Origin of the sequence: Bacillus badius NBRC 15713 (assembly GCF_001591605.1) — a bacterium.
Lineage (GTDB): Bacteria > Bacillota > Bacilli > Bacillales > Domibacillaceae > Pseudobacillus > Pseudobacillus badius.
Map to the genome: position 1 here is coordinate 182168 of NZ_BCVF01000001.1, position 23290 is coordinate 205457.

A 23290-nucleotide genomic window follows, 5' to 3' on the forward strand; every position below is an offset into this window, starting at 1 on the left:
AAGGGAACTTTGCTTGATGCGAGCATCGTTTTATTCTTAAATCAATGAATCATCGACCGCCGTGTGGCCGCAGATTAATTTAAAAGGAGGAATCGCCCGATGTCCGATTTAGTCCAATGGAGCGGAAACTTGCTTTATGCTTCATTTATTATGTATTTAATCGCTACATTTTTCTTCGGCGGAGCTATCCGTCCGAAGAAAAATGGGCAAAAACAGGAAGAAAACCGCTGGGGAAAAATAGGGATTACCGTAGCGGTTATCGGCTTTATCGCTCAGCTTGGCTACTTTTTTACCCGCTGGGCCGCCTCAGGTCATGCGCCTGTAAGTAATTTATTTGAATTTATCACGTTCTTCTCCATGATGTTAGTGGGCGCATTTATTATTATTTATTTTATGTACCGTTTGCCGGTGCTGGGTGTATTTGCGCTTCCGGTCGCGCTTGTCATTATTGCCTATGCAAGCATGTTTCCGCGCGATATCAGTCCGCTGATTCCGGCGCTGCAAAGTCAGTGGCTGCATATTCATGTCACAACTGTTGCCGCTGGTGAAGGAATTCTGGCGATCAGCTTTATTGCCGGCTTGATTTATTTAGTGAAAACGATTGATCAGTCCAAGCGCAGCAAACAGACCATTTGGCTTGAGCTGATTATGTACAGTCTGGTTGCTGTGGTTGGCTTCGTCGCCGTCACTACGACATTCACCCTATCTGGTTATGAAGCGAAATTTGAATATGTAAATAAAGATGGAAAAGCTGCTGAGGAGACATTCCATATTCCTGCGATTGTCGGTCCAAATGAGGGGAAACTGGTGACAGAGGATAAGTTTGAACCAATCGTGGACATGCCTGCCTTCATTAATGCAAAAAAACTAAATACGACGCTGTGGTCGCTGGCTGCAGGCGCGTTATTGTATGGCTTGATTCGTTTGCTTACAAGAAAACGAATGGGCGCTCTTGTTCAGCCGCTCGTTAAAAACGTTAATACCGACTTAATGGATGAAGTCAGTTACCGGGCGATTTTAATCGGATTTCCGGTTTTCACGCTTGGCGGTTTGATTTTCGCCATGATTTGGGCGCAAATTGCTTGGACAAGATTTTGGGGATGGGATCCAAAAGAGGTATGGGCTCTCATCACTTGGCTTTTCTATGCAGCCTTTTTACATTTGCGTTTATCAAAGGGCTGGCATGGCGAAAAGTCTGCTTGGCTGGCCGTCGTCGGGTTTGTCATCATTATGTTTAACCTTATTGCGGTCAATCTTGTTATTGCAGGTCTCCATTCTTACGCTTAACTGTCTCCGCCTCGGGCGGAGACTTTTTTGTGGAATAGGAATGAATTGAAAAACAACTTTGATTAGTTGATAATATAAACAGACAAGCTAGTTATAGAATGAATTTTATTGTGCAAACAGGGAGGAATTTAGGTGGATAACGAACTGAAAATTTTAGTCGTTGATGATGAAGAGAGAATACGTCGCTTGCTGCGCATGTACCTGGAAAGAGAGAATTATGAAGTGGATGAAGCGGAAGACGGCGAAGCAGCCCTTGAGCTCGCATTAAATAAAGAATATGATTGCATTTTACTTGATATTATGATGCCTGGTAAAGACGGCATCGAAGTGTGCAAGGAACTCCGTGAAAAAAAATCAACTCCTGTTATCATGCTGACAGCAAAAGGAGAAGAAGCAAACCGTGTACAAGGCTTTGAGGTAGGGACAGATGATTATATCGTCAAGCCGTTCAGTCCGCGGGAAGTTGTACTGCGAGTAAAAGCGCTGTTAAGAAGATCATCGCCGACGTCTTATTTACAAACAGATACGAAGTCTAAAGATCTAATCGTCTATCCGCATTTAACGATTGATAACGATGCCCACCGGGTCACTGCTGACGGGGAAGAAGTGAATTTAACCCCTAAGGAATATGAATTGCTATATTTTCTGGCGAAGTCCCCGGACAAAGTATTCGATCGGGAGCATTTATTGAAAGAAGTATGGCATTATGAGTTTTTTGGGGATTTGCGAACAGTTGATACACACGTAAAGCGCCTGCGCGAAAAGTTGAATAAAGTATCTGAAAAAGCTTCTAAGATGATTGTTACCGTTTGGGGCGTAGGCTATAAGTTCGAGGTAGTGAGTGAATGAAGCTTTGGAGGAGCGTAGTAGGGAAACTATGGATGACCATTTTGCTGCTTGTTTCCTTCGTCCTCTTTTTTCTTACGATCTTGTTGCTGGAGTTCTTTGAAAATTATCATACAAATGAAGTTGAAAGAGGATTATCTGAAACAGCCGTAAAGATCTCCAAGATCCTATCTGATCATGAAAACAAAAAGACAGGCATGGAGGTAGCGTGGGAGCTCGTTGATGAACCGGTTCATGTCATTATCGCAGAAAACAAGAAGACGTTTCATTATTCGCCGAATGATCCGGAGGCAGACAGGCTCAAGCGAAGTGAGGTTGTGAACAATCCGGTGCTTTCCAGTGTATTTACAGATAAAAAGCGGGTGAAAGCTGAGTTGGAGGTAGATGAATCCGGCCGTGGAAACCGTCATGAAAATTCCATTGCCATCGCCGTGCCTTTAGAGATGAACAAAGGGGAAGCCGGAGCTGTTATCATTTACCAATCACTGGAGGTAATTAAAGAAACATCTCATCAAACAACCAAGCTGATTCTGCTCGCTGCCGGCATTGCGATTTTCTTGACGACTATCTTTGCTTTTTTCTTGTCGACACGGATCACGGCTCCGCTGCGTAAAATGCGGGAAGCAGCCAATGAACTGACCAAGGGGAACTTTGATACGACTGTTCCTATTTTAACCACAGATGAAATCGGTGCGCTTGCTACTTCATTTAATCAAATGGCGAGGCAGCTCAATCATAATATTCATGCACTCAACCAGGAAAAAGAGCAGCTGGCGAGTATTCTAAGCAGTATGGCGGATGGGGTTATTACGTTTAATCGTGACGGCACCATTCTGATCACGAATCCGCCGGCGGAACGCTTTTTGCAAAACTGGTACTATGAAGTGGGCAAGGACCATCCACAGCAAATGATGCCATTGCTTGTTGAAGAGCTTTTGAAAGCGGCGGTTCAAACAGAGACAGAAAAGATTGGTGAGTTTTCTGTGCAGGGCCGTTCTTATGTCATTATCGTCAGCCCGCTTTACAATGGAAAAACAGTTCGCGGGGCAGTAGCGGTCGTTCGTGACATGACGGAAGAACGCCGTCTTGATAAGCTGCGAAAAGATTTCCTGGCGAACGTATCGCATGAGCTGCGGACGCCTATTTCGATGCTTCAGGGATATAGCGAAGCAATCATTGATGACATTGCGGCGACAGAGGATGAAAAAAGGGAAATGGCCCGAATTATTTATGATGAATCGCTTCGGATCGGGCGGCTGGTGAACGAGCTTTTGGATTTGGCTCGCATGGAAGCGGGACACATTTCCTTGAATATGGAGGAGGTAGATTTTCCTTCATTTATTCGCCGGGTGACCGATAAGTTCCAAGGTGTAGCGAAAGAGAAGGATATTGATTTAACATGGCAGATTCCAGATGAGAAAATCGTGACGAAGCTTGATCCCGACCGCATCGAACAAGTGTTGACCAACTTAATTGATAATGCTTTGCGCCATACGCCGGAGCACGGATTTGTCAAAGTAAGCTATGAGCTGAAAACAGATGGGCATCATGTATCGGTGCAAGACTCCGGGGCAGGCATTAGTGAGGAAGACTTGCCCTTTGTGTTCGAACGTTTTTATAAAGGAGATAAGGCTCGGACAAGAGGCCGTTCCGGCACTGGGCTAGGGCTTTCTATCGCGAAAAATATTATCTCTGCCCATAGCGGCAGCATTAAAGTGCAAAGCAAACTTGGAGAAGGAACGATTTTCTCCTTCCGCTTGCCGGCAGAATGATCGAATAGGCGTTCAGATAAGGAGTTTCGAAAAAGTAGTCATACTGGAAACGCTTTCCGTCATACAACTAAAAGGGCGATAAAAAAGCAAGTTGGAGGCGGTACATCATGAAAGACTACTTGAAGCGTTTTATGATTGCTTTACTTATGGCTCTATGTGTAAGCTTGTTAATGATCGGCGGAGGACTCGCTCAGTCCAAAAGCGAGAAAAAACAGTCGCTGGCTGAAAGAAGCTATCTGCAGGAAATGACAGAAGCGCTACATACAGGGAAAGCGGTCTCGCAACAATCGTTCTGAAGAGAAAAAACCTCTTGTGTCAGACTGCAGACAAACTGGGTGAAACTCCAGCTTGAACTGCAGTCTCTTTTATATTGTCTGTAGATAGGAACGGTTAATGGCTATTCTAAGCGGTTTGTTTTCCGCTGTCCGGCTGGTAATAGGGCAGCCGGACAACTAGGCTCGTTCAAATAGATGGCTCTGTTAAAGAAGTCTGAAGCAAGAGAATGCCCCTCTTGCTTTTTTTTTGGATGGTTGCTATTATTTAAGTACACCTATTGTTATTCACTTGTTGGTTTAACAGGGCAATAGCAGTAGAAAAAAACTTTATATTCATCTTCGGGGCAGGGTGAAATTCCCGACCGGCGGTATGGAAGCAATCGTTTCTGAGCCCGCGAGCCGAAAGGCTGATTTGGTGTGAAGCCAAAGCCGACAGTATAGTCTGGATGGGAGAAGATGAAGGTCTGCCGGCGTTCAAAATGTGCAGATTTGAACGTTTATTTGAGTATGACTTTTCTCCCTCAAGCCACCCGCTTGAGGGTTTGTCGTTTCTCGAGGTTTTTGGCAGCCTTTCTTCTTGTGAATGATGAATGAGAAGAAGGAGAGAATCATTGTGAAAAAAATGAATATCCGTACGTTAACGTCTGTGGGATTATTAAGCACGCTAGCTTATTTATTAATGCTGCTGAACTTTCCAATCCCGCCATTTCCGAGCTTTTTAATGATTGACTTTAGCGATATTCCTGCACTAATCGCTGCGATCATTTTTGGACCTCTTGCCGGTATCATGGTCGAGCTAGTAAAGAATGTGCTGGACTTCTTTATGACCGGAAGCCCAACAGGAGTGCCTGTCGGCCATTTAGCTAACTTCGTAGCGGGCATTACTTTTATTCTTCCTGTTTACTATGTATACAAAAAGTTTGAGTCAAAAAAAGGCTTGACTGTTGCTTTGGCAGCCGGAGCAGTCTTTATGGCTGTAATGATGAGTGTGTTGAACTACTATGTTATTTTGCCCGCATATACACTGTTCTTAAATGCACCTGCCATGAGCGCTCCCGAAACGAAGGAAATGGTCGTTTCCGCTATTTTGCCGTTTAATATGATTAAAGGAATAGTAATGGCTGTTGTATTTCTGCTCATTTACTCACGAATTTACGTGTGGATGCGCAAGCAAGCGGCCGTTTCATAACATACAGCTCACAAGGAAAGCCCTAAAAGTCCCTGAAAGACTTTTAGGGCTTTTGGTTTGTTTTTACAGGAATAAAGAACTTGAATGTAAGAGGTCATCGGGTATAATTATCCATGGAGAAAACTTGTTTTTATAGAAAATACAGATAAGGTGGGTTGAAATTGAGGTTTTCTGTAGGTAAAAAGTTGTATTTGGGTTTTATAGCTGTTTTATCCGCTTTAATCCTAGTAGGAGCTGTCGGCTATTTATCGGCAATGAGGTTGGACAAAGAATATACTTTCTTGCTGGATGATCGCGTCAAGAAAGTAGAAATGATTGATGAGCTGATTAGTATAGAAAAGGATGTATCGATCTATTCTCTTACATATTTTACTTTTGCTGAACAGAACAGCTTAGATGAAATCGAGAAAAAACAGCAAGAATTTGCGGATGTACATCGCCGTCTTGAACAAATGATTCAGCAGCCCAAAAATAAACAGCTGCTAAATGAAGTAAACGAAGCAGGTAGCCGCTATAATGAATTGGTCTCCAAAGCGCTTGAAAGCCATAAGCAAGGACTGGCGTCTCAAGCAGCGGCCTATAGCACCGAGGCTAGCGAGCAGGAAAAGAAGATGAAAGAGAAAGCGCTGGAATTGAGAAAAGCGCAGTCTGCTGAGTTAAGCAAAACGCGAGCTGATTTAGAAGCGTTTATTCAGGCAATGAAAATATTTCTTATTGCAGTCATTGCCGGTGGAACGGTCTTAAGCGGAGTCATCGCTTATTTCATTGCCCGCTCGATTACAGGGCCGGTAGGACGAGTAACAAGTGCTTTGCAGGAAGTGGCAGCCGGCAATTTACAAATAGAAGATTTGCATATAAAAAATAAGGACGAGATTGGTGAAATGGGCACCGCCTTTAACCGGATGATTCAAGATTTGCGGCGTATCTTAGGGAAGGTGAATCAGACAGCTCTTCAACTATCCGCTCAATCCCAGGAATTATCGGCTAGTGCTGAACAAAGTGCGGCTTCTTCACAATTAATGGCGCGTACAGCGGAAGAAAATATGAACGGCAGCAACAGTCAGAGAGAACTGATCGGCAAAGCAGTGATCTCTATGGATGAAATGTCTGCAGGCATTAAGCAAATCGCCGGCAGCAATGAAGAGATGCTTTATTCTGCAGAAACCGTAGGAGCTCTTGTGAACAAGGGAGAAAAAGTAACCGAAAATGTATCCAATCAAATTCACGATATTCACCAGTCCATTAAAGAAACTGAACGTTACATGGGGGTGCTGGAAAAACATGCATCCGACATTCAAAAAGTCACAAGCTTAATTACAGCTATTTCCGAGCAGACCAACTTGCTGGCTTTAAATGCAGCTATTGAAGCAGCACGCGCCGGAGAAGCAGGAAAAGGCTTCGCTGTAGTGGCCGAAGAGGTGCGAAAGCTGGCTGAACAATCAAAGGCTTCCGCCGGGGAAATTGCCAGCATGGTGAAAGAAATTCAAAAAGATACAGATTTGGCCGTCCTGTCTATTCAAGCGGGAAGCAGCAAAATTGAGCAGGGGTTGTCCGCCTCAAGCACTTCACGGAATGTGTTTCAGAATATAAAATCTTCGGTAGCTGATGTAGGGGAAAAGGTTGCAACGGTTTCAGCGGCTATCGAAGAATTAGAAGCGATGACGGAAGCTGTTGCCCAAAGTGCCCATCAAGTACGAGAGATCGCTGATAAGACGGCAGTGACAGCACACGATTCAAGTGCGGCAACGGAAGAGCAGCTGGCAGCTGTTGAACAAATAGCTGCGAGCACCCAAGCTCTATCCTCGCTGGCTGCAGAAATGCAATCAGAAGCGGGCAAGTTTAAAGTTTAATGCTGCACAACATCATAAAAAAACCCGGCGGGATTTTCCTCCCGCCGGATTTATTATTCATGTTTTAATGCGTCGCCTTCAAATGGCTCGTCTGCCACTTTAATGGAATCTGTTGGACAACCTTCAAATGCATCCTGCATATCTTCTTCCAACACTTCCGGTACAGGTGTATTTCCTTCGTTGTCATCTAAAATGACGAAGGCTAGTCCTTCATCATCATAATCGTAGATATCAGGCGCTGCTGCACCGCAAGCACCGCAAGCAATGCAAGTATCCTGATCGACAATTGTATATTTTGGCATGTCAAAACCTCCTAAGATCTATCCAAGCTATGTGGTGATATGTATCCACACTTGTGTGAAAACTCCTTCCCTCATTGTATATCCGATTAGTTTTCTTTTCAATCATAATTTCTTAATAAAAAAATGATAAGGCTTTCATTAGCAATTCCTCCACATACGAGGAATTTTGACAATTTTCATGGTAAAATAAATAAAAGTACAGAAAGGGAGGCAAGTGATGCCTTTTCTGCAAGTAATCTTATTAGTGATGATTAATCAAATAAACGGGCAAAGAACGGCTTCCTCTGTTTTTCACTTATTAAAGGGGAAGAAGTCGTCACAGACGATACAGGATGCTCAATTATATCAATTAGACAAATGGTTTCAAACGGCTTCCTTCCTTGAGAGAGTCTCATTTGAGCAAATGGTTGCCGACCTGTCTGCCCAGCAGCTGATTGAAATGGATGAATTCAATCATGTCCGGATGACGGCTCTTGGAAGGAAAAAGCTTGAGAGCCTTTCGGAAACTTTGCCAGCGCTTGAATTTTTGCATGGCTGGAGCCTGCAGGATTGTGCGGCTCTCTTTTGGAAACGGCTCTCATTAACTGTCCAGGTGGCTTCTCACTTAATTTATCGTGATAGCGCCTATCTCCCAGTAACAAAGGACGAGCAAGTTCAAGCATGGCTGAAATCGTTTTTGGCAGGCCAGCGATTGTCCAAGGAGAAGTTGGCAGCGTCTCTTTATGAGGAACTGCTGGTCCTCCTTAACGAGCAGCAGGCTGAAGATCCGCTTATTTTAGTGCTCCGCCTCTCAGGCAAGCACCGAACCGGCAAAACGACTGCTCAGGCAGCAGAGATTCTTACAGCGGAAAGCACCGAATATTGGTATCGCTTTTTGAACTTGCTGCACTTCGCCATTCAGCATATTATTCAGCATGCCGCACGCTTCCCACTCTTATTCGCGATGATAGAGGATATATACGAACCGGTTGTGTTAACACAATCGACGAAAAAAACAGCGGATATGCTTCAAAAGGGGTTTACTCTTGAAAGAATTATCGATCAAAGGCGCTTAAAGAGGAGCACAGTCGAAGATCATATTGTGGAACTGGCCTTTCATTCCCCCGGCTTTTCCATCAGGCCTTTTGTCAGTGAGGAAATCGAGGAGCAAGTCCTGCAAGCTGCTGCTGTCCTTTCTAATAAAAGAATGAAACCGATCAAAGAGCAGCTCCCGGATGTTTCTTATTTTCAAATCCGGCTCGTGCTGGCTAAATACAGCAAGTAAAGGAAGATGGACATGGATCAAATTTTGTTCAAACGGTTTGGTTACTCCACTTTTAGAACCGGCCAGAGGGAAACAATTGAATCCTTGCTTTCCGGACAGCATACATTAGCAATGCTCCCCACGGGAACTGGAAAATCCCTCTGCTATCAACTGCCCGCTTATTTGCTTCCTGGAAGTGTACTTGTTGTTTCGCCGCTGCTGTCACTTATGCAGGATCAAGTAGAGCAATTAAAAATGCGCGGCGAAAAAAGTGTGGCTGCCTTGAATTCTTTTTTATCTTTCGAAGAGCGCCAGCAGGTCATTCGCCGTTTAGCCAGCTATCGTTTTATCTTTTTATCGCCCGAAATGCTGATGAGCGAGCAGGTGATTCAGGCGTTAGGCAAAGTAAGGCTTTCTCTATTTGTTGTAGACGAAGCCCACTGCATTTCACAATGGGGACATGATTTCCGCCCGGACTACCGCCTTTTAGGTGAAGTGCGGAAGAGACTCGGAAATCCTTTGACATTGGCTTTAACTGCCACAGCCACTGCTGAAGTCCGCCGGGATATTATTCGATATTTAAGGATCGGACAAGTGCAAGAATGGATCTTCTCTGTTGACCGGCCAAATATTGCGATGTCCGTGGAACATCTTTCTTCCTATGATGATAAGCAAAAGCGGCTGCTAAGCCTCGCCAGGCAGCTTGAAAAGCCTGGGATTGTTTATTTTTCGAGCAAGCGTGCGACAGAAGAAGGGGCTAATTGGCTTAGGCAGCACGGAGGGGGAAGGGTTGCTTTTTACCATGGGGGAATGGAGCAGGAGGATCGAATATTAATTCAGCAGCAGTTTTTGCGCGATGAATTAGACATTATTTGCGCAACTAGTGCTTTTGGAATGGGTGTTAATAAAGAGAACATTCGATTTGTTATCCATTATCACCTTCCGGCTCAGCTTGAATCATATTTGCAAGAGATTGGAAGGGCCGGGAGAGATGGAGGAAGAGCGCTTTCTATACTTTTGTATACACCAGGGGATGAAGGGCTTCATTCTATGATTGCCCAAGCGGAATTTCCTTCTGACAGCCAAGTTTCCGGCTACTTGTCCTTTTCCGACAGCCAGTCTGAAGAGACGCAGGCCGCCGCATTGCAGCTTACTGATGTGCAGCTTCGTTTTCTCCGCCACTATGTCCAAGAAGCCAAACGCTTGGGACTCACTAACCTGGCAGAATATGTAGCCGCCAAACGCGAGGAGCGGCTGGCACAAAAAGAAGAAAAGCGGCTGGCTATGCTGCGCTGGGTATGGACGAAAAAGTGCCGGCGAGAAACTGCCCTCAGCTATTTTGATGAACAACTAGAGAGCCGGCCGGGCAACTGTTGCGATATATGTGGCTTGGAATGGACGGAGTACAAGCAGCAGCATTTGCAGAAGACTGCTGAAGAGCTCAATTGGCAAGCCGTGTTAAGCTCTTTACTGCAGATTGAGAGGTGACAAAGAAGGGAATATGAATAAAAACAAACAAGCTGACCTCATCCGGGACATGAGCAGCAAGGAAGTGCTTCAAGCTCTTTATGTCACGCAATTGCTGCTGTTGCTGCTCTCGCTTATTATTGGCAGTTTTATATTTAAAGAGGCCGCCGAATTCACCCGCCTATTCAAATGGTCTTTGACAGATATTTTTCTGTTGGGCGGGGGAGCTGGCCTATTAGTTGTGATGCTTGATTTGTATTTAATGAGCAAGCTGCCTAAAAAGTATTATGATGACGGCGGCATTAACGAGAAGCTGTTTGGCGGCCGATCTGCTGCAGACATTTTTTTGATCGCCTTGTTAGTTGCGGTCGCCGAAGAAATCCTTTTCAGGGGAATTATTCAAACCACGTTTGGCTTTATTCCGGCGAGCATTCTTTTTGCCATCATTCATGTAAGATATTTATCGCAATGGTATTTAACGATGAATGTAATTCTTCTAAGCTTTGGAATCGGCTGGCTATTTGAATGGACAGGCAATCTGGCAGCTGTCATGGCTATGCACTTTGTAATTGACTTTTTGCTTGGTCTGGCTATTCGCCGTAAACAAAACAAGAATGAATGAGTAAAGAAGGGATGAACTATGACGAAAGACCCTTATCGGGAGTTAGCGCAAAAAACCCGTGTGGAAATCCAAAGAGTAAAGCGTGAAGCAACAGAGCAGCCAACAGAGCAGCCTATTGAGGAATCACCGTCACGCATGGAGCGAAAAGAAGAAAAAAAACAAAAACAATATCCATTATTAAAAGTGCTTCTTGTCTTTTTCATTACCCTGCCTTTTATTACCCTGTTCTGGTACAGCTATACGAAGGATCGTGATGATTCTTCCACGACTGTTGTAACAGAAGAGGCAAATCCATCTACCCCTCTTTATGAGACAGAGGAAGATAAAAAAGAAACTGAACAACAAGCGGGCGAGAACAAAGAGACAGACAGCGGCAGTGAAGAGAAAGAGAAGTCAGCTGAACCTGCCCGTGAAGCGATCGCTTCAACGGTAGAGACTGCTCCAGAAAAGGTGAGTGAGCGCCCTGAAGAGAAGCCGGAGCCAAAACTGGAACCAAAACCGGTGCCAAAGCCAGAACCAGTGCCGAAACCCAAATCAGAACCCAAACAGGAACCAAAGCCAGAAGGAAAAGTTGTTTATCATACAGTAAAACCCCAGGAAACAGTTTTTCGCATTTCGATGACCTATTATAACTCTCAGTCCGGCATTGAAAAGATCAGACAGGCTAACAATTTAAATGGAAATGATATCAAGGTTGGACAAGTATTGAAAATTCCTCTTCCTTAATTTGGAGGAGGAATTTTTTTCGTTAGGGCCGTGATGTTAGAATAAAATGAATAGTTGAAAGAATGAAAAAAAGAATGAGCTTTGTCGAAGTGTGCTATACTAGGCTTCTGTAAACGCTTTATTTTTTAATTGAGGGGGATCGCGCATCATGGAGAATCAGGAACTCAAAAGAGGCTTGGAGGAGAGACACATTACGTTAATGTCCCTCGGAGCTTGTATCGGGGTAGGTTTGTTTCTAGGTTCAGCAACCACAATAAAAATGGCTGGTCCAGCGATTTTATTGGCGTATATGGCTGCTGGAGCCGTTATGTTTGTGATTATGAGGGCGCTTGGGGAAATGGCTATCGAAAATCCGGTTGCAGGCTCTTTCAGCCGTTACGCACAGGATTACCTAGGGCCGATTTATGGTTATATTACGGGATGGAACTATTGGTTTTTATGGATTGTTACATGCATGGCGGAAATCACGGCTGTAGGGGTATATATGCATTTGTGGTACCCGAATGTGCCGAATTGGATATGGGCTTTAGCAGCACTGGTCATTATGGCCGCTGTGAACTTAATTACAGTAAAGGCTTACGGGGAATTTGAGTTTTGGTTTGCTTTAATTAAAATTGTCGCAATTATTTTAATGATTGTCGTAGGGTTTGGCATTATTTTATTTGGAATCGGCAATGGCGGAGTAGCTACCGGCATTAGTAACTTGTGGGAGCACGGCGGATTTGCTCCAAACGGCTTAAAAGGGATTTTAATGTCTATGACGATGGTGATGTTTGCCTATCTCGGAATTGAAATGCTAGGTGTAACGGCCGGAGAAGTAAAGAATCCGGAAAAAGCGATTTCACGAGCCGTCAACACGGTGTTCTGGCGAATTCTTGTCTTTTATGTAGGGGCTTTATTCGTTATTATGTCTATTTATCCATGGAACGAAATTGGAACGACGGGAAGCCCATTTGTTATGACTTTTGAAAAAATTGGTATTCCTAGCGCAGCTGGCATCATTAACTTTGTTGTTTTGACAGCCGCTCTTTCCAGTTGCAACAGCGGAATCTTCAGTACTGGCCGGATGCTGTTCAACTTGGCAGACCAAGGGCAAGCGTCACCCGCTTTTAAAAGAATATCTAAAACAGGTGTTCCTTCCTTGGCGATTCTTATGTCAGCCGGTGCTTTGCTGATTGGAGTTGTGCTGAATTATTTTGTGCCGGAAAAAGTATTTGTATGGGTAACAAGCATTTCGACGTTTGGCGCGATTTGGACGTGGGCGATGATTTTGCTGGCCCAGCTGAAATTTAGAAAGAATTTGCCGGCAAAAGAGCGGAAAGCATTAAAGTTTGCAGCGCCATTTTGGCCGATCGGCTCTTATCTTTCTCTAGCTTTTCTGGCAATGGTTGTCGTTTTGATGGCTTTCTCGCCGGATACGCGAATTGCTTTGTATGTCGGTCCGTTATGGCTGTTATTCTTAGTAGGAATGTATTACGGCAAAGGCTTGCAAAAGCAAAGCCAGCGCTCTTAACAATAACCCCCAAGGGCTTTCAGGCTCTTGGGGGTCGTCTTGTTAAAATACTTTCTTTTTGCCGCGATCTTCCTTCAGAATTTCCACTGCTTCCCGGAAGCGCTGTGAGTGAATCACTTCCCGTTCCCGCAAATAACGGAGGCCGTCATTTAAATCAGGATCATCACTTAAATCAATCAACCACTGGTAAGTCGCCCGCGCTTTCTCTTCGGCTGCAATATCTTCGTATAAATCAGCAATCGGGTCGCCTTTTGCCTGTATATAGGTAGCTGTCCATGGAACGCCGGCTGCATTATGATAGAATAGCGCTTTATCATGATCTGCAAAATGACCGGCGAGCCCCGCTGCTTTCATTTGATCCGGTGTTGCATCCTTTGTCAATTTATAGACCATTGTAGCGATCATTTCCAAATGGGCAAATTCTTCTGTCCCGATATCGGTGAGCAGGCCGACTACTTTATCGGGAATGGTGTAACGCTGATTTAAATAGCGCAGAGCGGCGGCTAATTCTCCATCCGCCCCGCCGTATTGTTCGATTAAGTATTTAGCAAGCCGCGGGTTGCACGTGCTTACTCTTACTGGATATTGCAATTTTTTTTCATATACCCACATAGTAGTCTCCTTTCAGCCATCACTTTCTTATACTTGCCAAGGCCACGGGGCTTCTTTGTAATCAAACGGGTAGCGGGCATAGCTGTATCCGAAGCTTGTTAAGGCGCCGTATTTTTTTTCAAACTCTTTTTTGAGGCCTTTGCTTAATTTTACATATTCGTTATACTGTTTCACCGCTTCGAGATCATCCGGGTGGGTATGAAGATAAAGGACTAATTCGACGATGACAAAATCGACAGCTTGAATTTCTTCTAGTTCAGTGTAATATTCAGGGGGCAGCTGCTTCATTCCCTAACCCCCTTCTTCATTTCCTTCACCGAATAATAGGGATCGTAAAAGCATTTCCAAAGTGTCCCGGCCTTTAGAGCCTCATATGCCGGAAATTGCGCAAGGCCCGGCGGCTGGTACCCGACGTATAACTCAGGCGGGGTGGAATATCTTTTTACTGTTATGGGCGGACAGGGGTCCATCGGGCTTATATATGGACGGTATGTTTTGTACCAGGTGTGTTTGCTCATTCCCTTCCTCCTTTTTTATAGTTCAATCTATATGTATGGGGAGAGGGGAAATATTATATCTTTTTTTGGTTCAATCTGTTATTCTGATTATTATTTTGCAATTCATCATTACTCAAGGAACGAAGGGAAATTATCATGTGGTATTTATTACTGGCTTGTCTAATCCTGCTGCCTGGCTTGGCGGTTTTTATGTGGAGAGAGGCCCAGCGAAATGAAGTGAAGACAGATAGGCGTGTATTCCCGGATTATCCGTGGAAGAGGCCGCTGACACTCTTTTTTATTTCTGATATTCATCGGCGGGTCATCCACCCGTCGCTTATTGAAAAGGTTAAAGGGAAAGCGGATGTTGTGATTATTGGCGGTGACCTGGCGGAGAAGGGGGTGCCTCTAAGCAGGGTGTCCAATAACTTGAAACGCTTAAGGCAGATAGCACCTGTTTTTTTTGTATGGGGAAATAATGATTATGAAATCCCGGAGGCTGACTTGGAGAGGCTGTTCAAAGAGCATAGCGTCCATGTTTTGCGCAATGAATCCGTTTGCTTGCCGGGAAGTGAAGGAGAATCGGCCGTATATCTGCTTGGCGTAGACGATTTCAGCAAGGGCCACAGCAGCAAAGCAGCCGCTTTTCAAGGGGTGCCAGACCAAGCATTTAAAATCCTGGTCAGTCATAACCCTGTTTTTCAAAGAAAGCTTACTGCCGCTGATGGGATCGCTCTTTTTTTAAGCGGGCATACACACGGCGGACAAATTCGTCTGTTTGGCATCGGTCCTTATAAAGAAGGCGGTTGGGAAAAGCACGGAGACATGGATATGCTCATCTCTAATGGTTATGGAACAAGTGCGGTACCGCTCCGGCTCGGTGCCAAAGCAGAGACCCATTTAATTACACTTACCAGGGAGGAGCGGGCGTCTTCATTAAAATCACATAACAACTCACCATCTGCGTTCTGATTCATAGTATGTCGTAAAGAGGTCCTTAAGCAGGGGGCAGCAAACTATGAGGATAGAGCGTTTATCAGATAATAAGGTAATGCTTTCCGTTACTTATGAAGAGTTAAGAAAAAAAGGCTGTTTGAAAAAGCATATTCTCGAGGACTCCTATATTTGGCATGAGATCTTTGATGAGATGCTGGATGTGATTGAAGAACAGCTGGATATTGACACAGAAGGAATGATTGCTATTGAAGTTCATTCTATGTCAGGTGATGAGCTAGTTTTAATTTTAACGATTGACCACTTCGACTTTTTAAATAAAGTGGAGGAGGCGCCGGCAGAGATAGAAGATGAATATGGCTGTGAGTTAACATTTAAGTTTGCTGATATTGAAGATGTGATTGGGTTAGTTCACGATGAGAAAAAAGTGAGGGCTATACAAAGTTCCCTTTTCTATTTCAAAGATGCTTATTATCTTTGTTTCTCTTTTGACTTTGATAGCCAGTTTGATGACCTTGAATCCGCTTTGCTTGAGTATGGCTGGATGTCCAGCCTTTCTGAGGAGTTGTTGAAAGAATACGCGATTCAAGTCATCCCCGAAGAGGCGACAGCAAAGATTTACGAATACTTCGTGAAGAAAGCATAATTCCCGCAAGACCTATCCGTTGAAAGTCCGGTGATTTTCTCCTATCATCAAAATAGAGCAGGAAATTTTGTTGTACGGAGAATAGGGAGTGGAATTATGCAAAAGGAAGATTGTATTATTGTCGGCGGCGGACCATGCGGGTTATCTGCTGCGATTGCTCTGCAAGGGATTGGCAAAGACCCGCTTGTCATTGAGAAAGGAAACATTGTCCATTCGATTTATAATTATCCGACACACCAGACGTTTTTCAGCTCAAGTGAAAAGCTGGCTATCGGTGATGTGCCTTTTATTATTGAAGAACGCAAGCCAAAGCGCAATCAAGCCCTTACGTATTATCGGGAAGTAGTGAAAATGAAACAGCTTCGCATTCACCGGTTTGAAACAGTTGAAAAGGTAAAAAAGCTGTCTGATGATTCATTCTGTGTATACACATCAGCTGGAACGTACGAAGCCAAATATGTAATCATTGCAACAGGCTATTATGATCATCCGAATTATATGCACATTCCGGGGGAAGGGCTCGATAAAGTGTTTCATTACTTTAAAGAGGCCCACCCTTATTTTGATACGGATGTCGTTGTCATCGGCGGCAAAAACTCGGCAGTGGATGCGGCGTTAGAGCTTCATAAAGCTGGAGCGCGCGTGACTGTTCTTTATCGTGGCAGCGAGTATTCAAAAAGTATCAAGCCGTGGATTCTTCCTGAATTTGACGCGCTCGTCCGAAACGGAGACATTCATATGGAATTTCAGGCAGAGGTAACAGAGATTACAAAAGATACTGTCGTATATAACCGGAAAGGCAAAGAAAAGCGCTTGAAAAATGATTTTGTGTTTGCGATGACGGGCTATCATCCTGACCATAGCTTTCTCGAAGCAATGGGCATTGGCATTGATCGGGAGACCGGGCGGCCAATTTACGATGAGGAAACGAAAGAAACGAATGTCGAAGGGGTTTTTATTGCCGGAGTCATTGCGGCCGGAAATAACGCCAACGAGATTTTTATCGAAAATGGCCGCTTTCATGGCGGAGAGATTGCGGCCGCTATTGCTGAGAGGGAAAGAGAATAACAAAAAAGCGGGTGAATGTCGCCCGCTTTTTTGTTATTCAAATAGCTTTTCAAGATTGATCGGCTGCTCAGCCCCCAGGGCAATCAGCAGCTTCAGCCGGGCTTTTTGTCCGTTCAAACCGTTGGAGAAGATGGCCCCGAGCTCTTTTAATTGTTTGCCTCCGCCTTCATAGCCGTATATATCCTGGACAATGCCGTTAAAGCATCTTGATACAAGCACAACAGGAATGTTCTCAGCGATCAGATCTTTCACAGCCGAGACAGCTTCTGGCGGAAGATTGCCTTGTCCAAGCGCTTCAATGACAACCCCATCATAGCGAAGCTCCTTTAGGGCGGACAGCAAGTAAGAATCCATGCCAGCATATGCTTTGATTAACGCAACGCGCTTATCGACAGCAGATACAGGGATCTTCTGGCGGCGGGCAGGCTCATGGTGGAAAAGAGTTTTCCTTTTTGTAATAATCCCGACCGGTCCGTACTGTGGACTTTGAAAAGTGGAGATATTGCTTGTGTGCGTCTTAGTAACGTTATCTGCTGAGTGGATCTCATCATTTAAGACGACGAGCACCCCTTTTCCTTTGGCTTCACTGCAGGCAGCGACCCGGATGGATGAAAGTAAGTTATACAGTCCGTCGGCGCCGATTTCGTTGCTTGAACGCATCGCACCTGTTACGACAACCGGAATGTCCGTTGCCAGCGTTAGATCGAGAAAATAAGCTGTTTCCTCTAGTGTATCTGTTCCATGTGTAATAACGATGCCATCAAATGGCTCTTTCGCCAATGTGCCATCAATTAAATTCTTCAGCGCCAGCATCTCTTTCGGAGTGATATGAGGCGAAGGAAGGTGGAAAGGAGCAGAAGAAACAATTTCAGCTTCCTCATCCATTAAATGGTTGAATGAAAATAACGGGTTCGTCTCAGCCGGCTTCACGGCACCTGATTGTTTGTCTTCCTCCATCGAAATGGTCCCGCCTGTATGAATAACAAATATTCGTTTTTTTGACAAAAGAAAAAACCCCCATTGGACAAATTTGGATTATCTATGTTCAATCCTTTTTAATAATGATACGATGAAGAAAACCGAAAGAAAAGAGGATAAGATTAATGCTGGCGGTTTTTTCAGCAGGCGTGGCTCCCGGGCTGGCGCTTCTATGCTATTTCTACTTAAGAGATCAATATGAAACAGAACCGGTGACTACTGTCGCCAAAGCTTTCATTTATGGCGTGCTGCTTACTTTTCCGGTGATGTTTATCCAATATGTGCTTACAGAGGAGAAGATTGTTCTTTCCAATGTTGTTTCAGCTTTTTTGATGAGCGGACTGCTTGAGGAGTTTGTGAAATGGTTCATACTCTTTTATCTGATTTATCAGCATATGGACTTCGATGAACCGTACGATGGCATTGTATATGGAACGAGTGTGTCGCTCGGATTTGCTACGGCAGAAAATATTCTCTATCTGCTTGCCTACGGAGTCGAGCACGCTTTTCTCCGGGCGCTGCTGCCGGTCTCAAGTCACGCGCTCTTTGGCGTGCTGATGGGATTTTATTTTGGGAAAGCCAAATTCAGCAGGGATGGGAAGAAAAAAAGAAGGCTGTGGATCTCCCTGGCCATTCCGTTTTTCTTGCACGGATTGTACGACTACATTTTGTTTATTGAGTCTGCCTGGTTATATTATATGGTTCCGTTTATGCTATTTCTCTGGTGGCTGGCGCTTAAAAAAGTGAAGCAAGCCCATAAACTATCTGATCAGCATTATTTGCGGATTGTACAGGATAAAAGCTCGTAAGGAAAGAAACAGCAAAGAAGACTATCTGAAGAGGCTCTTAATGGAAAAGGCTTCTCAAGCTGCATGCAACCTTGATGAACATCAAAGGCTGCATGCAGCTTTTTTTATGTTGCTTGTAGATGAAACTGGCTGATTTCCATTCCGAGCGCTTTGCTTTTCGCGGAGCGGAAAGCGAGTTTCCTCGGCGCCAGCGCCTCTGCAGGAAGCGGATTTGCATCATTCTTTCACAAAGCCGTATAAAAATATGTACCTTGCAAAAAATATCCGTACACATCATCTATCAGATGGAGGATAAAAAAGATGAGAATTCGCCCCAATATGAAACAAACAGCTCTTGTTCTGTCGTTTGCTATCAGTCTCTTCACCTGCAGTCTGCTTGTTATGCCGGAAACATCGCGGGCATTTTCAGGGCAGGTTATCCAAAAGGGAGCTTCTGGCGACGATGTCATAGAGCTTCAGGCAAGGCTCCAATACATCGGCTATTACAAAGGGAAGATTGATGGCGTATATGGCTGGGGAACTTACTGGGCTGTACGGAACTTTCAGGAAGCCTTTGGATTGCCGATTGACGGCCTTGTAGGAGCTACAACAAAGAACAAACTAGTGAAAGCCTCGAAGTATGATAAAAGTTATGTTAAGTCACAAATAGCCAAAGGCCGATCTTTTACTCATTACGGAAAAGGGTCTTCTGGGAAAAAGCAGACCGCTCAAAATGTGCCGCCCGGCTTTTCGCAAAATGATATTCAATTGATGGCTAATGCCGTGCACGGCGAAGCGCGCGGTGAGCCGTATGAAGGGCAGGTAGCCGTCGCGGCAGTTATCTTAAACCGTGTAGAAAGCCAAAGCTTTCCTAATACAGTTTCAGGAGTGATTTTTGAACCTAGAGCTTTTACAGCTGTGGCAGATGGGCAAATTTGGCTGACACCGAATCAAACGGCAAAGAAAGCGGTGCTGGATGCTATTAACGGATGGGATCCAACGAGCAATGCCCTATATTATTTCAACCCTGATACCGCAACAAGTGCATGGATTTGGACAAGGCCGCAAATTAAAAAAATCGGAAAGCATATTTTCTGCCAATAAAAAAGGGGGGACTGCAATGCTGCGTACGTTAGCTGTTGTTGTATTATCGCTGGCCGCTGTAGGAGTTGGTTTCTGGGGCTACCAGGAACATAAGGAAAAAAATGCAATTTTAATTAATGCGGAAAACAACTATCAGCGTGCCTTTCATAATTTAACCTTTGGCATAGACCGCATCCATGATCAAATTGGAGCCACTTTGGCAATGAATTCCCGTAAGTCCCTTTCACCAGCCCTTGCGGATGTATGGCGCTTGACCTCCCAGGCACAAAGTGATGTGGGGCAGCTGCCATTAACACTGCTGCCATTTAACAAAACGGAAGAACTGCTTGGCAGTATCGGAGAATTCAGCTATAAGGCAGCTGTTCGGGACTTAGATAAGGAGCCGCTTACGGATAAAGAATATGCCCGTTTGAAAAGCTTATATAAGCAATCGGGCAATATTCAAAATGAATTAAGAAAAGTTCAGCATATGACGCTAAAAAATAATTTAAGATGGATGGATGTTGAACTGGCTTTAGCTACCGAAAAAGAAGGGGAAGACAATACCATTATTGACGGATTTAAAACTGTTGAGAAGAAAGCGGAGGGCTACAGCGAAACAAATACGGACCCGCTTCCAGGCAATACCAATCAGTTGAGCGCCAATTACTTAAAAGATAATAAAGGCGCGCCGATCTCTAAAAAGGAAGCACAGACCAAAGCACTAAATTACATTCAGATGAAACAGGTGAATGATATAAAAGTAACAAAGAGCGGAAAAGGTTCGGATTTTTCTTTTTACAGTGTTTACATGAAAAATAAATATGGCGAAGAAGCGAACATCGATATAACGAGAAGGGGCGGTTATCCGCTTTGGTATATCGTAGACAGGGAAATAGGAAAGCAGAACATTAGTTTAAATGAAGCCAGTGATAAGGCGGTTGCTTTTTTAAATCGTCACCAAATGAAAGGGCTGGTGCTAGATGACAGTACCCAATATGATAATGTTGGCGTATTCGCTTTCGTAGGCCAGCAGAGCGGTATTCGTATCTATCCTGATGCAGTGAAAGTGAAGGTAGCCCTTGATAACGGACAGGTGATCGGGGTAACGGCAAATGAATATTTCGAAAATCACCATAATAGAAAGCTAAGCAAGCCGGTGTTGACCGAGAAGGAAGCGGAAGCGTTTATTAACCCGCGAGTGAACATTCAAGAGAAGAGGCTGGCGATTATTCAAAATGAGCTTAACCAAGAAGTGCTCTGTTACGAGTTTTTAGGCACCCTTGGAGAAGAAACGTATCGGATTCTCATCAATGCCAAAGACGGCACCGAGGAGCAAGTTGAAAAGCTGCGCCAAGTGGAACCAGTTTATGACAACCTTTTATAAAAATTCCAATTCAGGCGTTATTCTATTGCCTTTTCACTAATCACCCTCTATAATTCGAAGAAAGAATGGGTGTAATTACCCATCGGGGAAGGAATTAGGTGGGTGATAAAGATGATTGAAACAGGAATGCAGCTGCTGCTGTTTTCTACAGAGCAGGAACAGGAAGAGCAATATCGCTGCCGGGTGGCGGATACTGACGAGGGAATGATCCTCATTGATTATCCGGTGAATATGAGCACAAACCGTTCCACTTTTTTTGTGGATGGAACGAGACTGTCGGCTGAGTTTGTTGACCCGAAATATTCCTCGGCCGTTTATGCCTTTACAACCGAAGTAGCAGGACGGACGAAGAGGGATATTCCGCTGTTAATTCTTCGCGATCCTGGACCGGAAAAGTATGTCCGCATTCAGAGACGTAAATTTGTCCGTGTGCAAATCCCGGTTGATGCAGCCGTTCACTTCGAGAACTCGGCTGCCTTTACGGCTGCAACAGAGGATATTAGCGCTGGCGGAATCGCCGTTTCTTTACCGGAGGGCATAGAAGTGAGCCATGGAGACCAGGGCAGGATTTATCTTTCCTTGCCGATGCAATCAGGCGAGCACCATTATTTTGAAATAATGGGCCGGGCTGTCCGGGTGCGCACAGACGATAAAGGACGTAAATTTGTTTCTGTGGAATTTGTCAATCTTGAGGAGGCAGAGCAGCAAATTCTGCTTCGCTTCTGCTTTGAGCGTCAGTTGATTATGAAAAGAAAAGGATTAATTTAATGACCTCCTGCCAGCCGGCAGGCTTTTTTTTGGAGAAATAATCTCACTCCTTATGATAGAATAAGGAGAAAAAATGTTTAGAAGGTGAACGCCATGAAAAAACAAATGCAAATCGCCATTGATGGCCCAGCTGCTGCGGGGAAGAGCACAGTAGCAAAAATCATTGCTGAAAAACTATCCTATATTTACATCGATACTGGGGCTATGTACCGTGCGCTAACGTATAAAGCCCTCCAAGCCCAGGCCGATTTGGAAGATGCGGACGAGCTGCTGCAGCTGCTCCGGGAGTCCATTATTGATTTAAAACCGGGAGAAGCCGGTCAACTCGTATTAATAAATGGCAAAGATGTGACAGATGAAATCAGAACGAGCGAAGTGACAAATTCAGTTTCTTTCGTTGCCAAGCACGCGCCCGTGCGCGAAGAGATGGTGAAACGCCAGCAGCTGTTCGCTGAAAAGGGCGGGGTCGTCATGGATGGGCGCGATATTGGCACTCATGTTCTTCCTAATGCAGACGTGAAAATTTTTCTGAAAGCAAGTGTCGAAGAACGGGCAAAAAGAAGGCATTTGGAGAATATTTCTAAAGGATTTTCCTCAGATATAGAGAAATTAAAAGAAGAGATTATTCTCCGGGACAAAAGGGACTCGGAGCGTGAAGCTGCACCGCTGAAAAAAGCGGAAGATGCGATAGAGCTGGATACAACTTCCTTGTCCATTGCGGACGTAGTTGACCAAATCATCTCAATTGCGAAAGAAAGGGAACAAGCATGGTAACATTTTATACAATCGCCAGATCAGTCGTGAAATCGGTGCTGATGCCTCTCTACCGCATAGAAGTTCGCGGTATCGAGCATTTTCCGAAAGAAGGCGGCGTGCTTTTGTGCAGCAATCATATCGATAATCTCGATCCACCGGTTGTAGGGATCACAGCCCCGCGGCCTATCCTATTTATGGCAAAGGAAGAATTGTTTAAAGTTCCTGTTTTCGGGAAAATGTTAGCTAACTTAAATGCCTTTCCCGTAAAAAGAGGAGCGAGTGACCGAGAAGCTTTGCGTAAGGGTCTGAAGTTTTTAAAAGAAGGAAAGGTATTAGGACTTTTTCCTGAGGGCACCCGTTCAAAAACAGGGGAAATCGGTGAAGGGATGGCAGGAGCAGGCTTCTTTGCTTTGCGCACAGACGCGCAGGTGGTGCCGTGCGCCATCATTGGCCCTTATAAAATGTTCCGCAAGGTGAAAGTGATTTACGGTCCTCCGATTGATATGGAGGAATTGCGCAGCCGCAAAGCAAGCGCCGAAGAAACAACCGCCGTGATTATGTCTCATATCCGCCGTCTAAAAGAGGAAGCCTATTAAAAGCATACTGCTTGACAAATGTCGGCAATTGTTAGAAGTTAGTAGAAAGAATATTTTATCAAATA

Annotated in this window: 25 protein-coding genes and 1 riboswitch; of the genes, 20 read left to right on the forward strand and 5 right to left on the reverse strand. The window is 44.5% G+C overall.

The window, feature by feature from the left end:
* Positions 1-99 precede the first annotated feature (99 nt).
* The 6 genes from ccsB (at position 100) to BBA02S_RS21715 (ending at position 7219) form a co-directional block, all read left to right on the forward strand.
* Positions 100-1287: a c-type cytochrome biogenesis protein CcsB gene (gene ccsB, locus BBA02S_RS00970; RefSeq protein WP_041097027.1), complete on the forward strand. Its 1188-nt coding sequence runs from the start codon at positions 100-102 to the stop codon at positions 1285-1287.
* 132 nt (positions 1288-1419) lie between these two features.
* Positions 1420-2136 (forward strand): response regulator transcription factor, encoded by a 717-nt coding sequence (locus BBA02S_RS00975; protein WP_041097025.1) that lies wholly within the window; start codon positions 1420-1422, stop codon positions 2134-2136.
* Complete coding sequence (locus tag BBA02S_RS00980; RefSeq protein ID WP_041113310.1) at positions 2133-3905, forward strand: ATP-binding protein; 1773 nt, start codon at positions 2133-2135, stop codon at positions 3903-3905. The genes BBA02S_RS00975 and BBA02S_RS00980 overlap by 4 nt, the downstream gene beginning before the upstream one ends.
* A 107-nt stretch (positions 3906-4012) precedes the next feature.
* Positions 4013-4201 carry a hypothetical protein gene (locus tag BBA02S_RS00985; RefSeq protein ID WP_041097020.1) on the forward strand — a complete coding sequence of 63 codons (189 nt, stop codon included), beginning with the start codon at positions 4013-4015 and terminating at the stop codon, positions 4199-4201.
* Between the two features lie 310 nt (positions 4202-4511).
* Positions 4512-4642, forward strand: a riboswitch (FMN riboswitch).
* A 151-nt stretch (positions 4643-4793) separates the two neighbouring features.
* The gene (locus tag BBA02S_RS00990) at positions 4794-5369 is read left to right on the forward strand and encodes an ECF transporter S component (RefSeq protein WP_041097018.1); all 576 of its coding nucleotides are present in this window, start codon (positions 4794-4796) and stop codon (positions 5367-5369) included.
* Between the two features lie 161 nt (positions 5370-5530).
* The gene (locus tag BBA02S_RS21715) at positions 5531-7219 is read left to right on the forward strand and encodes a methyl-accepting chemotaxis protein (RefSeq protein WP_052475119.1); all 1689 of its coding nucleotides are present in this window, start codon (positions 5531-5533) and stop codon (positions 7217-7219) included.
* A gap of 53 nt (positions 7220-7272) precedes the next feature.
* Here the strand turns inward: BBA02S_RS21715 and BBA02S_RS01000 are convergent, their stop codons facing one another.
* Positions 7273-7521 (reverse strand): ferredoxin, encoded by a 249-nt coding sequence (locus BBA02S_RS01000; protein ID WP_041097016.1) that lies wholly within the window; start codon positions 7519-7521, stop codon positions 7273-7275.
* A gap of 217 nt (positions 7522-7738) precedes the next feature.
* Between BBA02S_RS01000 and BBA02S_RS01005 the strand changes: the two genes are divergently transcribed.
* From BBA02S_RS01005 to BBA02S_RS01025, 5 genes are all read left to right on the forward strand, one after another.
* Complete coding sequence (locus BBA02S_RS01005) at positions 7739-8785, forward strand: YpbB family protein (RefSeq protein WP_041097014.1); 1047 nt, start codon at positions 7739-7741, stop codon at positions 8783-8785.
* Positions 8786-8791: 6 nt separating this feature from the next.
* Entirely contained in the window at positions 8792-10252 is a 1461-nt protein-coding gene (locus tag BBA02S_RS01010) for a RecQ family ATP-dependent DNA helicase (protein ID WP_041097012.1), read from the forward strand.
* Between the two features lie 13 nt (positions 10253-10265).
* Complete coding sequence (locus tag BBA02S_RS01015; protein WP_041097010.1) at positions 10266-10853, forward strand: CPBP family intramembrane glutamic endopeptidase; 588 nt, start codon at positions 10266-10268, stop codon at positions 10851-10853.
* A gap of 18 nt (positions 10854-10871) precedes the next feature.
* On the forward strand, positions 10872-11579 hold the full coding sequence (locus BBA02S_RS21435; protein WP_041097008.1) for a LysM peptidoglycan-binding domain-containing protein: 708 nt from the start codon (positions 10872-10874) through the stop codon (positions 11577-11579).
* A gap of 148 nt (positions 11580-11727) precedes the next feature.
* Positions 11728-13092, forward strand: a complete 1365-nt coding sequence (locus BBA02S_RS01025; RefSeq protein ID WP_041097006.1) for an amino acid permease — start codon at positions 11728-11730, stop codon at positions 13090-13092.
* 42 nt (positions 13093-13134) lie between these two features.
* Here BBA02S_RS01025 and BBA02S_RS01030 read toward each other — a convergent pair whose 3' ends face one another.
* From BBA02S_RS01030 to BBA02S_RS01040, 3 genes are read right to left on the reverse strand one after another with little or no spacing between them, the layout of a single operon-like run.
* On the reverse strand, positions 13135-13704 hold the full coding sequence (locus BBA02S_RS01030) for a manganese catalase family protein (protein ID WP_041097004.1): 570 nt from the start codon (positions 13702-13704) through the stop codon (positions 13135-13137).
* Between the two features lie 27 nt (positions 13705-13731).
* Positions 13732-13992: a spore coat protein CotJB gene (locus BBA02S_RS01035; protein WP_041097002.1), complete on the reverse strand. Its 261-nt coding sequence runs from the start codon at positions 13990-13992 to the stop codon at positions 13732-13734.
* On the reverse strand, positions 13989-14222 hold the full coding sequence (locus tag BBA02S_RS01040) for a spore coat associated protein CotJA (protein ID WP_041097000.1): 234 nt from the start codon (positions 14220-14222) through the stop codon (positions 13989-13991). The genes BBA02S_RS01035 and BBA02S_RS01040 overlap by 4 nt, the downstream gene beginning before the upstream one ends.
* Before the next feature lie 135 nt (positions 14223-14357).
* Between BBA02S_RS01040 and BBA02S_RS01045 the strand changes: the two genes are divergently transcribed.
* The 3 genes from BBA02S_RS01045 to BBA02S_RS01055 all read left to right on the forward strand — a co-directional run bounded on the left by BBA02S_RS01045 (position 14358) and on the right by BBA02S_RS01055 (position 16869).
* Entirely contained in the window at positions 14358-15173 is an 816-nt protein-coding gene (locus BBA02S_RS01045) for a metallophosphoesterase (RefSeq protein WP_052475118.1), read from the forward strand.
* A gap of 46 nt (positions 15174-15219) precedes the next feature.
* Positions 15220-15801 (forward strand): adaptor protein MecA, encoded by a 582-nt coding sequence (locus BBA02S_RS01050; protein ID WP_041096998.1) that lies wholly within the window; start codon positions 15220-15222, stop codon positions 15799-15801.
* Positions 15802-15897: 96 nt separating this feature from the next.
* Entirely contained in the window at positions 15898-16869 is a 972-nt protein-coding gene (locus BBA02S_RS01055) for a YpdA family putative bacillithiol disulfide reductase (protein ID WP_041096996.1), read from the forward strand.
* 33 nt (positions 16870-16902) lie between these two features.
* On the opposite strand, the gene BBA02S_RS01060 is transcribed toward BBA02S_RS01055, so the two are convergent.
* Positions 16903-17874 (reverse strand): asparaginase, encoded by a 972-nt coding sequence (locus BBA02S_RS01060; protein WP_041113311.1) that lies wholly within the window; start codon positions 17872-17874, stop codon positions 16903-16905.
* A 98-nt stretch (positions 17875-17972) separates the two neighbouring features.
* On the opposite strand from BBA02S_RS01060, the gene prsW reads away from it, so the two are divergent.
* The 6 genes from prsW to BBA02S_RS01090 all read left to right on the forward strand — a co-directional run bounded on the left by prsW (position 17973) and on the right by BBA02S_RS01090 (position 23225).
* The gene (prsW, locus tag BBA02S_RS01065; RefSeq protein WP_041096991.1) at positions 17973-18656 is read left to right on the forward strand and encodes a glutamic-type intramembrane protease PrsW; all 684 of its coding nucleotides are present in this window, start codon (positions 17973-17975) and stop codon (positions 18654-18656) included.
* A 381-nt stretch (positions 18657-19037) separates the two neighbouring features.
* Positions 19038-19739 carry a spore cortex-lytic enzyme gene (gene sleB, locus BBA02S_RS01070; protein WP_231557156.1) on the forward strand — a complete coding sequence of 234 codons (702 nt, stop codon included), beginning with the start codon at positions 19038-19040 and terminating at the stop codon, positions 19737-19739.
* Between the two features lie 16 nt (positions 19740-19755).
* The gene (gene ypeB / locus BBA02S_RS01075; protein WP_041096989.1) at positions 19756-21105 is read left to right on the forward strand and encodes a germination protein YpeB; all 1350 of its coding nucleotides are present in this window, start codon (positions 19756-19758) and stop codon (positions 21103-21105) included.
* A 111-nt stretch (positions 21106-21216) separates the two neighbouring features.
* Positions 21217-21873 carry a flagellar brake protein gene (locus BBA02S_RS01080; RefSeq protein ID WP_041096987.1) on the forward strand — a complete coding sequence of 219 codons (657 nt, stop codon included), beginning with the start codon at positions 21217-21219 and terminating at the stop codon, positions 21871-21873.
* A gap of 93 nt (positions 21874-21966) precedes the next feature.
* A complete protein-coding gene (cmk, locus tag BBA02S_RS01085) occupies positions 21967-22647 on the forward strand; it encodes a (d)CMP kinase (protein ID WP_041096985.1) in 681 nt (226 codons plus the stop codon).
* Positions 22641-23225 (forward strand): lysophospholipid acyltransferase family protein, encoded by a 585-nt coding sequence (locus tag BBA02S_RS01090; protein ID WP_041096983.1) that lies wholly within the window; start codon positions 22641-22643, stop codon positions 23223-23225. The genes cmk and BBA02S_RS01090 overlap by 7 nt, the downstream gene beginning before the upstream one ends.
* The last annotated feature ends 65 nt before the right edge of the window (positions 23226-23290 follow it).